15 protein-coding genes are annotated in these 12,432 nt (G+C 54.4%); 5 read left to right on the top strand and 10 right to left on the bottom strand.

What is annotated here, in order from left to right; translation table 11 throughout:
* Nucleotides 1-62: 62 nt before the first annotated feature.
* On the top strand, nucleotides 63-1,016 hold the full coding sequence (locus A0U94_RS14585) for a GlxA family transcriptional regulator (protein WP_063904064.1): 954 nt from the start codon (nucleotides 63-65) through the stop codon (nucleotides 1,014-1,016).
* Nucleotides 1,017-1,150: 134 nt separating this feature from the next.
* Here the strand turns inward: A0U94_RS14585 and A0U94_RS14580 are convergent, their stop codons facing one another.
* On the bottom strand, nucleotides 1,151-2,116 hold the full coding sequence (locus A0U94_RS14580; protein ID WP_077804065.1) for an alpha/beta hydrolase: 966 nt from the start codon (nucleotides 2,114-2,116) through the stop codon (nucleotides 1,151-1,153).
* Nucleotides 2,113-3,057, bottom strand: coding sequence for an MBL fold metallo-hydrolase (locus A0U94_RS14575; protein WP_077804064.1), 945 nt, complete (start codon nucleotides 3,055-3,057; stop codon nucleotides 2,113-2,115). The genes A0U94_RS14580 and A0U94_RS14575 overlap by 4 nt, the downstream gene beginning before the upstream one ends.
* A gap of 77 nt (nucleotides 3,058-3,134) precedes the next feature.
* Between A0U94_RS14575 and A0U94_RS14570 the strand changes: the two genes are divergently transcribed.
* Complete coding sequence (locus A0U94_RS14570) at nucleotides 3,135-4,064, top strand: LysR family transcriptional regulator (protein ID WP_063904067.1); 930 nt, start codon at nucleotides 3,135-3,137, stop codon at nucleotides 4,062-4,064.
* A 156-nt stretch (nucleotides 4,065-4,220) separates the two neighbouring features.
* On the opposite strand, the gene A0U94_RS14565 is transcribed toward A0U94_RS14570, so the two are convergent.
* Genes A0U94_RS14565 through A0U94_RS14555 form a run of 3 tightly spaced genes read right to left on the bottom strand, consistent with a single transcriptional unit; the run spans nucleotide 4,221 to nucleotide 6,147 of the window.
* A complete protein-coding gene (locus A0U94_RS14565; RefSeq protein WP_064275570.1) occupies nucleotides 4,221-4,511 on the bottom strand; it encodes a 4Fe-4S dicluster domain-containing protein in 291 nt (96 codons plus the stop codon).
* Between the two features lie 20 nt (nucleotides 4,512-4,531).
* The gene (locus A0U94_RS14560) at nucleotides 4,532-5,440 is read right to left on the bottom strand and encodes an SDR family oxidoreductase (protein ID WP_077804063.1); all 909 of its coding nucleotides are present in this window, start codon (nucleotides 5,438-5,440) and stop codon (nucleotides 4,532-4,534) included.
* Entirely contained in the window at nucleotides 5,437-6,147 is a 711-nt protein-coding gene (locus A0U94_RS14555) for a TetR/AcrR family transcriptional regulator (protein WP_077804062.1), read from the bottom strand. Before A0U94_RS14555 ends, A0U94_RS14560 begins: the two co-directional genes overlap by 4 nt.
* A gap of 215 nt (nucleotides 6,148-6,362) precedes the next feature.
* Between A0U94_RS14555 and A0U94_RS16300 the strand changes: the two genes are divergently transcribed.
* From A0U94_RS16300 to A0U94_RS15780, 3 genes are all read left to right on the top strand, one after another.
* Nucleotides 6,363-6,539 (top strand): transposase, encoded by a 177-nt coding sequence (locus tag A0U94_RS16300; RefSeq protein ID WP_077804061.1) that lies wholly within the window; start codon nucleotides 6,363-6,365, stop codon nucleotides 6,537-6,539.
* Nucleotides 6,540-6,720: 181 nt separating this feature from the next.
* On the top strand, nucleotides 6,721-7,569 hold the full coding sequence (locus tag A0U94_RS14545) for an MOSC domain-containing protein (RefSeq protein WP_063904071.1): 849 nt from the start codon (nucleotides 6,721-6,723) through the stop codon (nucleotides 7,567-7,569).
* A gap of 9 nt (nucleotides 7,570-7,578) precedes the next feature.
* The gene (locus tag A0U94_RS15780; protein WP_063904072.1) at nucleotides 7,579-7,881 is read left to right on the top strand and encodes a ferredoxin reductase domain-containing protein; all 303 of its coding nucleotides are present in this window, start codon (nucleotides 7,579-7,581) and stop codon (nucleotides 7,879-7,881) included.
* Nucleotides 7,882-8,175: 294 nt separating this feature from the next.
* Here the strand turns inward: A0U94_RS15780 and A0U94_RS14540 are convergent, their stop codons facing one another.
* Genes A0U94_RS14540 through folE form a run of 5 tightly spaced genes read right to left on the bottom strand, consistent with a single transcriptional unit; the run spans nucleotide 8,176 to nucleotide 12,302 of the window.
* A complete protein-coding gene (locus tag A0U94_RS14540) occupies nucleotides 8,176-8,736 on the bottom strand; it encodes an LbetaH domain-containing protein (RefSeq protein ID WP_077804060.1) in 561 nt (186 codons plus the stop codon).
* A 17-nt stretch (nucleotides 8,737-8,753) separates the two neighbouring features.
* The gene (locus A0U94_RS14535) at nucleotides 8,754-9,917 is read right to left on the bottom strand and encodes an S-(hydroxymethyl)glutathione dehydrogenase/class III alcohol dehydrogenase (RefSeq protein WP_077804059.1); all 1,164 of its coding nucleotides are present in this window, start codon (nucleotides 9,915-9,917) and stop codon (nucleotides 8,754-8,756) included.
* Between the two features lie 36 nt (nucleotides 9,918-9,953).
* Nucleotides 9,954-11,183 (bottom strand): zinc metallochaperone GTPase ZigA, encoded by a 1,230-nt coding sequence (gene zigA, locus A0U94_RS14530; RefSeq protein ID WP_077804058.1) that lies wholly within the window; start codon nucleotides 11,181-11,183, stop codon nucleotides 9,954-9,956.
* A gap of 13 nt (nucleotides 11,184-11,196) precedes the next feature.
* Nucleotides 11,197-11,703 carry a phosphoribosyl-AMP cyclohydrolase gene (gene hisI, locus A0U94_RS14525; RefSeq protein ID WP_149026849.1) on the bottom strand — a complete coding sequence of 169 codons (507 nt, stop codon included), beginning with the start codon at nucleotides 11,701-11,703 and terminating at the stop codon, nucleotides 11,197-11,199.
* On the bottom strand, nucleotides 11,703-12,302 hold the full coding sequence (folE, locus tag A0U94_RS14520) for a GTP cyclohydrolase I FolE (protein ID WP_233142725.1): 600 nt from the start codon (nucleotides 12,300-12,302) through the stop codon (nucleotides 11,703-11,705). The genes hisI and folE overlap by 1 nt, the downstream gene beginning before the upstream one ends.
* Nucleotides 12,303-12,432 lie beyond the last annotated feature (130 nt).

The raw sequence follows: 12,432 nt of genomic DNA, 5'->3' as shown, positions 1-12,432 counted from the left end.
GACCTGTCAGTGTTTTCCAAAAGAGCATTTGACGAAAGGACAACGATCCCTCATTTCAAGCCATGACCAGACAGATCGGTATTCTTCTCTATCCAGACTTCCAGTTGCTCGACGCTGCCGGAGTGACGGCAGCCTTCGAGCTTGCCGGAGGATTTGGGGCGGCTCCGTATGAGATGACGCCCCTGTCCCACCATGGTGGTCTGGTCCGGTCGTCTTCCGGGATGACGATCGAGACGGTTCCGCTCGCGGCGGCAGGGTCGTTCGATACGCTTATCGTTGTCGGAGGCGAAGGCCACAGGCAGGCTATGAGCTGCCCAGAATTACTGAACTTTATCAGGCATCAGGCCAGAAATGCGCGACGTATCTGCAGTGTGTGTACAGGGGCTTTCCTGCTGGCAGAAGCTGGCATGCTTGATGGCCGTCGTGTGACGACACACTGGCAACAAGCCCCGGCCATGGCAGCACAGTTCCCTAAAATCCGGGTTTCGGCAGATGCCATTCATATTCATGATGGCCTGATCTGGACATCTGCGGGGATCAGCGCTGGCATCGACATGGCGCTGGCGTTGATTGCCGAAGATCTTGGGGCCGATATTGCCCGTCGTACGGCGCAGCAAATGGTGGTGTTCTATCACCGTCCCGGAGGACAGTCCCAGTTCTCGGCACTCCTCGAGATGACGAGCCCTCAGGAACGCTTTGCCGAACTGTTGGGATGGATCCGGTCCAACCTGGAACAGCGCCTGACCGTGGATATTCTGGCCAGTCAGGCCGGCATGAGCCCCCGAAATTTTTCTCGCAGTTTCCGGGCAGCGGTGGGGATGAGCCCCGCAAAAGCAGTCGAACGACTGCGTCTCGAAGCCGCACGCGAGCAGGTGGAGAGATCTACCCTCCCCATTGAAGCCATCGCCGTCATGACAGGCTTTCATGATCCCGAACGGATGCGACGCGCCTTCCTGCGGGAGTTCCATCAGCCGCCTCAGGCTATCAGGCGAAATGCTGCGGCCGAGGCGACCTGAGAGTGCTCATTTTTCCTGGACGAGAAAGCAGCTCGTTTTGCAAGCAATCCCGACGAGATCCACTTCAATGATGGATCGCGTCTATCCCGCTAGAACAGGTCAAACACGCGGCAGATCAGGACACTTCCTAGAATTTAACCCTTTGAATGAGGGGCAGTCCGCAGGAAGATCAGAATTTCTTCAAGCACCTGCCATCGGTTCCTTTCCATAACCACCATATGCGTTCCTTCCCCAATCTCCGTCCAGCGACGATACGGGGCATTGAGAAAACGTGGAAACAGGTTTCCCATCTGCTGAGTAGTTACATCCAAATCCCACTCAGCATGAAGCAGAAGAACCGGGACCGTGATCTTTTCGGGACTGTAAAACGCCTTCCCTGCGGACCAGTAGTCACGCACATCCTGAATGACACCCGCAGGCGCCCGGATCACTCCATCCTGCTCTGCGGGATCGCTCGCAAGAATAACTGCGGCCCACTGTTCAAACCACCCTGCTGGCAGAATCTCTTCGCGTTTCTGCTCAGGTGCGCCTTCAAGCCAGCGCTGGCGAAATGCCTGAACATTAAAGCGGCGATAAGCAGGCACTGGACCACCCGGATCCAGACGAGAAACCCCGTCATTGATCCATTGCGGTGCAATCAGCGTTAATTTCTCCACCTTGTCATTGTGAGCAGCCGTATATGCGCCGGTAACCGTGCCACCCCAGGACATTCCGATCAGGCAAAGACGTGGGATGGCAAGCGTTGCGAGAAGATAGTCAACAGCAGTACTCAGATCGCGTACTGCTGTTTCGGTCCTGACCTGAGGCAGCGCAGCTTCAGGTGCACCTCCCATTCCATCAGGACGCGTTGATCCTCCGAAGCCCCGCACGTTGAGCGCATAAACGTCAAATCCTTCCCGCGAGAGAACATCCATGAATGCCCCCTCCCCAACAGGAACATCGAAAAGACTTTCTGCCGGCAACGTCGCGCCATGCATCAGCAAGATAGTGCGCTGTGAACCAAATATCTGGATGTCTGCACGTCGTTTATGGCGCAGATGAAGCGAGATATTGTCCGTATCACTCGGAATGAACAGGTTTTCCATAAGCAGATTTGTCATCTGGCGTCTCCTACATTTAGTTGCGCAAATTCCCATGCAAAACCTTCTGGACGACGCCTGACATATCCGGCACCCGTTTCCGCGAAATGACTGGTAAAGCAGAGACTCCCGCTTTCCGCCGCTTCTCCAAGAAACCACTGCCGCGAGCGCTCGGCAGGCTGAACGAATTCGCAGTAAACGGACCGCAGATCCGGACGATAAACCTGCAGAGGATGGTGCATGACATCTCCTGTAAACCACGCGTCTTCACCATCCGACCGCAGCCGGATCGAGGCATGATCGATGCTGTGCCCAGGGGTCGGATGAAAAGAGAAACCTGCAAGAAGATCTTGACCGTCGATGATAATCGCCTCTCCCAGCCCGGCTTCGATAACGGGGAGCATGCTGTCTGTATAGACACGTGGGAGTGGGCGATGGTCCGGGCGCCCTAAGATCTCTGGAGGTAGGTCTGGAGCAGGGTCAATACCGTCATTGCTGGCGCCGTATCGGGCCTCAATCACTGAGAAAACATGACGGGCTTTCGGAAAGGTCGGCACCCATTTTCCGTTGTGCAAACGCGTATTCCATCCAACATGATCGGCATGAATATGCGTATGCAGAACGGTATCAACCTGCTCCGGTTGTACGCCTGCGGCTGCAAGATGTTCGAGAAACGACGTATGCAGATGATCCAGTGCCGGTGCGGCAGGTAACGGCTTGTCGTTTCCTGTGGCGGTATCAACCAGGATATTGAGACCAGAAACCTGAACAAGCCACGCATGAGTTCCCTGCGCGAGCCCACCGGTCACGGGGTTAAATGATCCTGGCGTCAAATACGGACCGAATATTGCAAGTGCCTCAGCGTCGATATCCGGATACAGTTTGTGAGGGCGCGCGTTATCCCAATGAAGTTCGGGAATACGCGTGACACGGGCGTCACCCACTTGAAAAGCTGCTGCCATGATTGACTCAATACGATTGTTTTACGTCGCATCAGACGTTAGGGTGCGCGCAAACATCATACAAATCGATTTGAAATATGAAACCCATTGATCATTTCAATCTTCGTTCCTTCGATCTCAATCTTCTGATTGCTTTCGACGCCCTCGTTTCAGAACGCAGCGTCACAAAGGCGGCACGACGCCTTCGCATTCAACAACCCGCAATGAGCCATGCACTCGCCACCCTCCGAATGTTACTGGACGATGATGTGCTCGTCAGAACCGGTGCTGTCATGCAACCGACCGCCAAAGCGTCAACCATGGCGTCACATGTTGCGGAGTTGTTAAGGCAGGCTCAGCACATCCTGATGTCTGAGGAACAATTTGATCCTGCGACGGAACAGCGCATCTTTCGTTTCGGCTTTTCGTCCGAACTTGAAGTCTTTCTGATGCCTAAACTGACGGCCTATTTGCAACGGCATGCACCTGGAATACGACTGCTGTCACGTGGATCTCCTCGGAGTGAGGTCTATACATTACTGGATACGGGGGCGCTGGATATCGCAGTTGGGTGTTTTGATTTCGGTTTGGAACGCCATTGTGGGGTATCGTTGTATGAGCAGTCTCTCGTCTGCTGCTTCAACCCGAAGCTGATCGATCCGGATGCTCCAATCACGGTTGAGCGTTATCTTGCATTGCCCCATGTTCTCATGACGCTGAAAGATGACATCCAGGGATGCCTGTCAGACGCACTGATGCAGATTGGTCAGGAACTCAACGTGGTCCTCGCTGCATCAGATTTTCTGACGGCACTTGCTGCCGCAGCAGCCGCCCCCGTTCTGGCTACGCTTCCCAGCCGGATCGCTCAGCAACATGCCGCGCATTTCGGTTTAACGATCCGTCCCGTTCCACTGAACTTGCGTATCCCGGCAGTATCGATGATCTGGTCAGCCCGGAGTGATCGTGATCCTGCCGCAGTATGGCTGCGCGATGCTGTCGCATCAGTATTGGGTAGTCATGTAAAGTGAGATTTTTAATGGGCGCTCAAAATAGCTATGACAGATAAATCTCTCCAGAAAGAGATAGGCTGTCATAGCTTCCCCAAAGCACGAGGAGTCATGACGACTTACATCAGCAGAAATTCTGATTATAGAAAAAAATGCGCAGTCATCTTTGTATGAACGTCAAATTTTTACCAATTTGATTGCGCGCTCAGGACATGCTTTCACACACAAACCACAAGCACGGCATTGATCAGCATGCGGGGTATAGGCGACCATCCCTCCGTGGACATAGCTCTTGATTTTGCCCACAAATGAAAGATCGCGATAATCGGACGGATCGATCTTGCGCACTTCAAACACGTCGTAAGGACATACGGCGACGCAGGCGTCTTTTCCCTCACAGCGATTAAAGTCTACGACCGGCATGACCCGTCCTGTTTGGCCGTCTTTCAGACATTTAGGTGTGATCATCGCTTTATTCCCTGACCCGCTCATTTCGCGCCTTGTTGTAAATGCCGACTTTGCCGCAGCTCCTGCGCGAACATCTCGAGCGTCGTTGTGGGCTTGCCCAGTTCCTGCCAGATTTTTTCGGCATAGAACGGATCTTCGTGATCCCCGAAATACGCAAACAAATGCGCGACGAACTTCATTTTCGGATTAAAAAGACCGATCATCCGCATGATCCAAAGTGGAGCCACGCGAATTTTAAGTGTCGGATCATAATTTCGGACAAACCGCTCCAGCGCCTGCCTGACGGAGATCGCTTCCGGCCCCTGTACGGGGCAATGTACAGGCATTGCCTCAGGATTCTGAAACGCCTCAATCACCCAGCGCGCATAATCGGCGGAGCTGATCCACCAGATTTTGATGTGTGTATTCCCGATCCACTGGAGCGCTCGACCGCTGATCATATTTGGGAGCAGGTCCATGAAATGGGTCGGCGCGAAAAACGTATGACGAATACCGGAATCCGCGATGATTTTGTGCCCTTCCATCCGAATAATATTGGGCACGATGTTATGTCTGATAGTGTTGAGCGCGGGAGGATAGGCGCCCAGAGCACCGATTTTAGCAATATAATTAATATTCAACCCTTTGATGGCGCTCATCAAGTTCCGCACACCCTCCCTCTCTTCGTAGAAGGGAAGCGTCAAATCCGCCGTGTCGGTCGCAAGGTTGAGATAGAGCGCATCCACCCCGTCGAGCGCCTTGTGCAACCCCGCAATGTCCCGCAGATCTGCCTGGGCGATTTCGACATTAGGCGGCAGTATCCTCCGAGCTTTGTCTGGCGAACGAACGATTGCCCTCACCTGAAAATGTTTTGCCAGTTCCGCTGCAACTGGCGCGCCAAGCCGCCCCGTTGCACCGATGACGCCTATAGTCCTGATCGGTTCCATCATATTTTCTGATCCATTGATATAATGATCATCTTGAGTTTTTTCGGGTCGTAATGCCGGTCTATGACGGCGTTCTGGAGGCCGAGCCCGCGCAACAGAAACCGGATAGTGTTCTCGACCAGCTTGTCTCGTGTGATGCCGTATTCAACGACCGTGATGTCGGGCAGGCTGATGAGATGCAAAGTATTCGCTAGATGATGGACGAACCATATCTCTGCATGACCGATATGAATGCCAGATTCGACGTCTCCCGCGTCTTGAGCCGCCCTGAATGATTGCGAAAAAACGCTGACCCACGGCTTTACATGCTGGTCGAGGAACGCCTTTGCGAACTGGCCATCGCCAAGCAGGCTGGCCGTCACAAGGCGTTTGGTGTCTTCGTGAGACTGCGCATCGCCAATACCGGGAAACACTGCGTGCACGAGTATGGCGACACCCATGACCAGTGTTTCAGTTGAAGGCGTCACCTCGGCGAGAATACGGCTGCCAACTGCATTCGCTTCAACGCAGTGAGTTTCAAGCGCCGCATAAAGCACGTCCTTGCTGGTAAAGTGCCGATAAAGCAAAGCTTCGGAAACACCAGCGGCTCTGGCGATTTCCTTGGTCGTCGCACCGTCCCGACCGAGCCGGGCGAAAATGGGAGCTGCAGCGGACAGGATGGCCTGCTTGCGGTCAGTCGCGGACAATCTGGAACGGCGTGAGGTCGGCATGGGTTCTCCTTACGGAAGTACGGTAAGTGAACGCTCACTTATATTCAAGCGCTTATTCCATTTTTCCGTATAAGATCAGGCTCGGGCGGGCATCGACGGCTTGAGAGTCTGTTTGGAAAATCGGTCTGATGTGATTCAAGCCTTGGATGTCGACGTCAGAACAGAGGGGCCGAGTGGCCAGGATCAGTTAGAAAAAGAAACACTATCCGTTTGAAATGCCAGGACTTGATCGTATTCTGGCAACAGAAGCCTCTGCCATGGCCGGACTTGCACCAATGGCTCATGACAATGGCGTGATGCATAGAAAACGTGTCATTTCAAGGGGAGGAAGATTTCTCCGTCAGCCCCTGTTTCAGGCAGGATTGGCAACTGCGTGCCATAAACCCTTCTGAAAGATGTTTCCAAACCCATGAAACAATCGGGTAAACCACACAAACTGGTGATCGTCGCTATCGTACGGCGTCTCATTGCAATCACCAATACAGTCCTCAAAACAAGGCTGCCATGACGTATTAGATCCGCCGCTCCAACATAGTTTCTAACATCTGAAATTTCCTCGCGAGATTATGAAAAATGACCAGATCGGTTCCGTTTATCTCCCGCATTCTGATCTTTCCGATTAAATCATTGGATCCGGTGGAAGTCACAAATGCGCGGGTTCTTACTAGCGGGGCCTTGGCAGACGACCGGTGCTGGGCTCTATTTGACGCACAGGGGCGTGTGGTTAACGGCAAGAACCACGCAGAGATTCATCGCATCCGCGCTGGTTTCGATCTTGATAAACGGACCGTAAGCCTACGAGATGACTCTGGTCGAGGTCTGCCTACTGTTCTGTTCAATCTTGATGGCACTGCAAGACCAATAGAGGCATGGCTAAGTCGGTTTTTCGGTTTTCCAGTCCACCTTCGGGCGGATACCACTACGGGACATCCTGATGATACGGATTCGCCTGGTCCGACTATCATCAGCGTTGCGACGCTAGAGACGATTGGAATATGGTTCGGGTTGCCAGTCGAGCAAGTTCGGGCCCGCTTTCGGACCAATATCGAGATCGGGGGCGTCCCGGCTTTTTGGGAAGATGCACTGTTCGGAGGACTTGGAGACGAAGTCGAGTTTCACCTTGGTGGCACAGAGTGGTTGGGAATAAACCCCTGTCAGCGTTGTGTCGTGCCGTCTCGCGATCCGCTAACTGGTCAGAGAGACAATGCTTTTGCCCGCCGCTTCGCAGAGTACAGGCGCCGGACGCAGCCGGCATGGTCTAATCCCGCGCGCTTTAATCATTTTTTTCGTGTAGCGATCAATACTCGGTCTGCACGCACCGGCGTTAACACAAGGATCGCACTGAACGATATCGTTACAACGTATAACAATGCAGCGGCATGCACGGCGTTGGAAGAAAACAAACGCCCCGCAGGATTCTGAGCGGGCACCATGTATATCATTCACGTGCGAGCCGAAACGCCAGATATCCGTTCGTTCAGACGACGCCCGCTGGTAGGTGAACGGCTTCCCTTCCGTTTTATAGCCGATCATCATATGCGCATTTGCGGCCCAGTTGCTATGGTCGCCGCGGCGCTTGTATTGTGTGATGAACTCGGGACTTCACCTGAACGGATCGCCTGTGAATCGTTCGGCGGCGTTCTGTCGCACGGAGATAACCTGCCGGACACCAAGGAATATCCGATCAGCTTCTCGCTATCGGGCACAACCTACACTGCAAAGTCAAGCTCATAAAAGGCACCATCACAACCGGTTGCGAAGTCGGTCTATCGGCGGCAGACAAGAAGGCGGGCTACATCCTGGCGTGTCAGGCAAAACCTCGTGGGCCACTGCTCATGGTACGATAGTGTCCACTTAGCAGATGATCGCCAGATATGCGGTTCCAACTGGATTTCCTGGCGCCCGTGGTGTTCACCGAACCGACAAACCGGAGGGCTCTAAAAACCCTCCGGTTTTTCCAGGAGAATAAGGTCCCCATTCAGCCAAAATTGGTTCGTACCTCTTTAATTGCGTCCCTTGACGGAAGTTTTAAAGTTGATTGGCTATACGTCGATAGGAGTGTGCCAGACTAACATTCATCTCCGCGACGCTCTCAGAAAATGCCGTCGCATCCTGAGTGACCTGCGTAATCGTCAATAGATCTGTATTCGAATGAATTGTTGTCGTGGACGGAATATAAAACTGCTCCGGCAAGACGCAGTCTTCGACAACGGAGTTATGCCTTACCACGCAACCCCGTTCGACCGTGCAGTTGAAGATCACGGAATTGAAGCCTATGAATACCTCGTCTCCAACAGCGCAGGGACCGTGAATGATCGAGCGATGTGCAATGGACGTGCGCGACCCGATCGTCACGGCCGCGCCATCTTTTGAGTGGATGACCACACCGTCTTGAATGTTCGACCCACTCCCGATCCGGATGGGCTCGACATGGCCGTCTTCATCGGCTTCATCGGCGCGAATAACGGCATAGGGACCGATGAAGACATCGTCCTCGACAATCACATGACCGCACAGGATCGCGGTCGGGTCGATAAAGGCGCTTTCAGAAACTACGGGGAAATCACCACGTGGATTTGGTCTCAGCATAGCCACATTTCGTCTCCTTAAAGATCGGTCAGAATTTTGCCAGGTAGGTCATTCGACATGGTTTCGCCCGGCTGATAATGCATGACAGAGCGAATGGCCTCTCCCCGATGCAGAAGATCAAATGCCGTATTGATCCGGTCATGAGTCATGTTGTGGGTGATGTAAGGGTCAACGCTAAACTTCCCCGCCAGCCATTCATCGACCATACCGGGTAACTGCGAACGCCCTTTTACACCCCCAAAGGCCGTGCCCCGCCAGACCCGTCCCGTGATCAGCTGGAAAGGCCGCGTCGAGATCTCCTCGCCAGCCCCAGCGACACCGATGACTGTGCATTCACCCCAGCCTTTATGGCAACACTCAAGGGCCGCTCGCATGACATCGACCCGACCGATCGCCTCAAAGGAATAATCCACGCCGCCACCCGTCATCTCCACGATAACTTTCTGGATTGGATCGGTATGATCGGTCGGATTGACGAGATCGGTCGCCCCCAGATTTCGGGCCAGCAGGAACTTCGCCGGATTGGTGTCGATGCCGATGATCCTTGCAGCACCGGCCATGACAGCCCCCTGAATGACGGCCATGCCGATCGCACCGAGACCAAAGACGGCCACAGTCGATCCCGCTTCCACTTTCGCGGCGTTCCGCACGGCTCCCATACCTGTCGGGACGGCGCACCCCATGACGCTGGCTTTCGCAAGCGGCGCCTCTTTGGTGATCTTCGCCACGGCAATTTCGGGCAGCACGGTATATTCGCTGAACGTGCTGGTGCCCATGTAATGAAAGATCTGGCGGCCCTTGTATGAAAAACGGCTGGTGCCGTCTGGCATCAGACCGAGCGCCTGTGTCTCGCGGATAGTCGAGCAGAGATTGGTTTTGCCCGAACGGATCATCGGGCAGTTCGGGTCTTCGGGAATATAGAGCGGAATGACATGATCACCCGGAGCAACAGAGGTAACACCTTTACCCACATCCTCGACGATCCCGACCCCCTCGTGACCGAGAATACATGGAAAACGTCCTTCCGGATCATGCCCCGACAGGGTAAACATATCCGTATGACACAGGCTCGTGGTCACGATACGGACCAGAACCTCGCCGTCTTTCGGGCCTTCGAGATCAACCAGATCGATCTCAAGCGGCATGTTAGGTTCCCACGCAATTGCAGCTCGGGTTTTCATGAAAATATTCCTCAATAATAGCGTGTGGGAATTCGTTCAGGCCGACTCAAGACTTTCCGACTGGCGACGCCAAAGCGGAAAGGGATCAGGGAGGCGTGCATAGCGTGACGGCTCAAAAGCGGTGTCTCCGAGATCTGGAACAAGACAGGCATCAAGTTCCTGCCGAAGACCGGATTCATCCATATCTCCATTGCCGATAAAGACGATTTCCTGACGACGGTCGCCGAAGACCGGATCCCAGTTTCCCAATACGAAGTCGCGCCACTGATCAGTATCCGGCCACTGATTTTTCGGAATCGCAGCCCACCACAGCCCCATCGCCTCGCTTCGCACCAGGGCTCCAGCCTGACTCATTTCACCTACCCAGTCCGGGCGCGTAGCTAACCAGAAATGGCCCTTGGCGCGTACGACGCCAGACCAGTTCCGATCAAGGAAGGCCTGGAATTTCGCTGGTTCGAACGGACGGCGCGCACGATAGACAAAATTACGGATGCCATATTCGTCTGTTTCAGGAACATGGCTGGAAAAGCCGTAAAGTTCCTTGAACCACAACGGATGCTGATGTGCCTTGTCGTAATCGAAACGGCCTGTATTCAGGATCTGCTCAACAGGAACAGACCCCATGTCGGTCTCGATGATATCAGCGTCCGAATTCAACGCACGAATGATCTGCCTCGCCGCATCAACCTGATCCGATGTAGCGGTGGAGACTTTGTTGATCACCACGACATCCGCAAACTCGATCTGCTGGACGAGCAGATCGACCAGGGCACGCTCGTCGTCCTCCCCGGCCGTTTCACCCCGATCCTTCAGGAAATCGCTGGAAGAATAATCGCGCAGGAGATTGACCGCATCAACGACCGTCACCATCGTATCCAGCCGTGCGATATCGCTCAGGCTGACGCCACTCTCGTCACGAAACTCAAACGTTGCGGCTACGGGCAGCGGTTCCGCAATGCCTGTAGATTCAATGAGCAGATAATCGAATTTCCGCTCCTCTGCGAGCCTCCGTACTTCCTGCAACAAATCGTCGCGGAGCGTGCAGCAAATGCAGCCATTGGTCATTTCAACCAACTTTTCATCGGTACGCGACAGATTGCTGCCGCCCTCGCGCACCAGAGCGGCGTCAATGTTGACCTCGCTCATATCATTCACGATGACCGCGACCTTATAGCCCTGGCGGTTATTCAGTACGTGATTGAGCAAGGTCGTCTTTCCCGCGCCAAGAAAGCCGGACAGCACGGTAACGGGAAGTTGGTCATCCATGGGGATTTTTCCTCTAAAGCTTTGTCGGGTTTGGGGCGTCGCCATAGACGGCGAGCGGATCGAATATTTTGTGCGTTTCGCAAAAGAGGAGTGCTGCCGATGATGACGGAAGGCCTTCCTCAGAAGTGAGATCAACACGCCGATAAAAACAGCTTCGATAACCCACATGGCAGTTCGCTCCTGTGCCCGCAGTGTGAACGCGCAGCCAGATCGCGTCCTGATCGTCGTCGATCCGCATTTCGAGGACATGCTGGACCAGCCCGCTCGTGGCGCCCTTTCGCCAGAGACACTGACGGCTCCGGCTCCAGTAATGCGCCTCACGGGTTGCGATAGTGCGTGCGAGCGCCTCTGCGTTCATGACGCCAACCATCATGACATCACCGCTTTCTGCGTCCGTTGTGACCACGGTCAGCAGTCCGCTGGCGTCGAAACGTGGGGCGAGATCGCTCCCCTCCTCGACCTGCTCAATTGAGACGCGCGACCCAAATGCCGTGGACACAGAAGATACAGTTGTGCCCATCACACGCCACCCATTCCCGCCATAGTGAAGAACTGGCGCCGCAGAGATTCCGACGTCTCGAACTCGCCCAGCAGGCGGCTGGTCACCATACTCACGCCTGGCTTATGTACTCCGCGTGTGGTCATGCACTGGTGAGCCGCGTCGATCACGACCGCGACGCCACGCGGTTGAAGCACGCCCTGGATTGTATCCGCGATCTGGGCCGTCAGTTTTTCCTGGATCTGTAGACGATGGGCGAAGACGTCCACGAGACGCGCCAGCTTGCTGATGCCAACTACCCGCTTGTCGGGCAGATACGCCACATGCGCCTTACCGATCAGCGGAATGATATGATGCTCGCAATGGGATTCCAGACGGATATCGCGTAGCACCACCATCTCGTTGTAGTTACCGCTCTCTTCGAAGGTCCGCTCCAGAAGAGCGACCGGGTCGTCATGATATCCCTCGAAAAACTCCTCATAGGCCCGCACCACGCGGTCAGGCGTACCGGCAAGCCCCTCGCGATCAGGATCATCACCGGTCCAGGCGAGCAGGGTTCGCACCGCCTCTTCCGCCTGAGCCCGGGTCGGCCGGGTTCTCACTTGCCGTGGAACGTCCATCAGTGTGTCCATTGAAGTTTATCTGCTATTGACTATGTTATGTTATAACGTAACCATAAAGACGTTCGCCACCTATCGTCAAGCTCGGGAACCATGCCCCCTCCCTCACAGCAACATTCTGTCTCGACGG

The sequence above is a fragment of the Gluconobacter albidus genome (assembly GCF_002005485.1).
GTDB classification, from domain to species: Bacteria; Pseudomonadota; Alphaproteobacteria; order Acetobacterales; family Acetobacteraceae; genus Gluconobacter; species Gluconobacter albidus.
This window is presented reverse-complemented; position numbering and strand designations above follow the sequence as displayed.